The 2,021-nt window shown below is 64.4% G+C and carries 2 protein-coding genes and 1 pseudogene; 2 read left to right on the top strand and 1 reads right to left on the bottom strand.

Annotated elements, in window-relative coordinates; all coding sequences use genetic code 11:
* Positions 1-691 (top strand): annotated as a pseudogene (locus JHD07_RS17955) (thiolase); the annotation flags it as partial.
* 139 nt (positions 692-830) lie between these two features.
* The gene (locus JHD07_RS17950) at positions 831-1,745 is read left to right on the top strand and encodes an SDR family NAD(P)-dependent oxidoreductase (protein ID WP_291624494.1); all 915 of its coding nucleotides are present in this window, start codon (positions 831-833) and stop codon (positions 1,743-1,745) included.
* A gap of 128 nt (positions 1,746-1,873) precedes the next feature.
* Here the strand turns inward: JHD07_RS17950 and JHD07_RS17945 are convergent.
* Positions 1,874-2,021, bottom strand: a 148-nt coding sequence (locus JHD07_RS17945) for a phosphoenolpyruvate carboxylase (RefSeq protein WP_291624496.1), incomplete at its 5' end; no start/stop codon positions are given.

Genomic DNA, 2,021 nt, shown 5'->3' with positions numbered 1-2,021 from the left:
GACCTACGGCATCACCCACGAGCAGCTGGCTTCGGTGGCGGTGGTGCAGCGGGAATGGGCGGCGAAGAATCCGCGCGCGATGATGAAGGACCCGATCACGGTGGCCGACGTGCTCAACTCGCGCATGATTGCCTATCCGTTCCGGCTTCTGCAGTGCTGCCTCGTCACCGACGGCGGCGGCGCGCTGATCCTGACCTCGGCCGACCGCGCCAAGGACTTTCCGAGGAAGCCGATCTACATCATGGGCACCGGCGAGAGCGTGGAAACGCCGATGGTCAGCCAGATGGAGACGTTCAACTCCTCGCGCGCGTTCAAGACCGCGGGGCCGCTGGCCTTCAAGGAGGCCGGCATTGCGCATGGGGATGTCGACCATCTCATGATCTACGATGCGTTCGCGCATCTGCCGCTGTTCGGGCTCGGCGACCTCGGCTTCATGCCGTATGAAGAGACCGGCCAGTTCATCGCGGACGGCAACACGCGGCCTGGCGGGAAGCTGCCGCTCAACACCAATGGCGGCGGATTGAGCTACATGCATTCGGGCATGTACGGCATGTACGCGCTGCAGGAGAGCGTGCGCCAGATGCGCGGGATCGCGCCGGCCCAGGTGCCGAACGCGAAGATTTCGGTGTGCCACGGCGTGGGCGGCATGTTCGCAGCGTCGGGCACGATCGTGTTTACGAACGAGAGGTAACGGCGCGGCAATACCCAGCCGTCATTGCCGGGCTTGCCCCGGCAATCCATCCTCGTCTGAAGATGGATGCGCGGGTCAAGCCCGCGCATGACAAGCTGGGTTAGACGCGGCGATGAAGACAACATAGAGAGGCACCCCCATGAGCAAATCACTGCAAGACAAGGTCATCATCGTCACCGGCGCAGGCCGGGGCATCGGGCGCGAGATTGCGCTGCTCTGCGCCGGCGAAGGGGCCAAGGTCGTGGTCAACGATCCCGGCGGCGCCGCCGACGGCGGCGGCTCGAACGCCGCGCCGGCCGAGGAGGTGGTCGAGGAGATCAAGAAGCGCGGCGGCACCGCGGTCGCCAATTTCGAATCGGTGGCGGAAGCCATCCCCGCCAGCAAGATCGTGAAGACCGCGACCGATCATTTCGGCCGGGTCGACGGCGTCGTCAACAATGCCGGCATCCTGCGCGACATGATCTTCCACAAGATGAGCGTGGAAGCGTTCGAGGCCGTCATCAAGGTGCATCTGATGGGCTCGTTCTATGTCAGCCACGCTGCGGCACGCATCTTCCGCGAGCAGGAGTCGGGCTCGTTCGTGCACTTCACCTCGACCTCGGGCCTGATCGGCAATTTCGGCCAGGCCAATTACGCCGCTGCCAAGCTCGGCATCGTCGGCCTCTCCAAGTCGATCGCGCTCGACATGGGCCGCTTCAACGTCCGCTCCAACTGCGTCTCACCGTTCGCCTGGACGCGCATGATCGGCACCATCCCGACCGAGACCGAGGCCGAGAAGGCGCGCGTCGAGAAGATCAAGCAGATGGGACCGGAAAAGATCGCGCCGCTGTGCGGCTACCTGCTCGGCGATTCCGCCAAGGACGTCACCGGGCAGATCTTCGGCGTGCGCATGAACGAGATCTTCCTGTTCAGCCAGAACCGCCCGATCCGCTCGGTGCAGCGGAGCGAAGGCTGGACGCCGCAATCGATCGCGGAGCACGGCATGCCGGCGCTGAAGGGCTCGTTCTACAAGCTGGATCGTTCGGCCGACATCTTCACCTGGGATCCGGTGTAGGGACACATACTCTCCACGTCATGGCCGGGCTTGTCCCGGCCATCCACGCCTTGCCACACTGCACGAAGAAGGTGGATGCCCGGGACAAGCCCGGGCATGACGATCGAGGGCGGAGCAGTTGCGTTACCCTACCCCGTATTCCGCAACCCCGCCGAAATTCCGTTGATCGTCAGCTGAATCCCGCGCAGCACCTGCTCGTCCGGGTTCTGCGCGCGGTGCTCCTTCAACAGCTCGACCTGCACGTGGTTGAGCGGGTCGAGATAGGGGAAGCGGTTG

Origin of the sequence: Bradyrhizobium sp., from assembly GCF_016462955.1 — a bacterium.
GTDB lineage: Bacteria > Pseudomonadota > Alphaproteobacteria > Rhizobiales > Xanthobacteraceae > Bradyrhizobium.
This window is presented reverse-complemented; position numbering and strand designations above follow the sequence as displayed.

Bases quoted from the DNA above. Each gene is read 5' to 3' on its own strand.
- JHD07_RS17950 (WP_291624494.1), top strand. From the start codon at position 831: ATGAGCAAATCACTGCAAGACAAGGTCATCATCGTCACCGGCGCAGGC.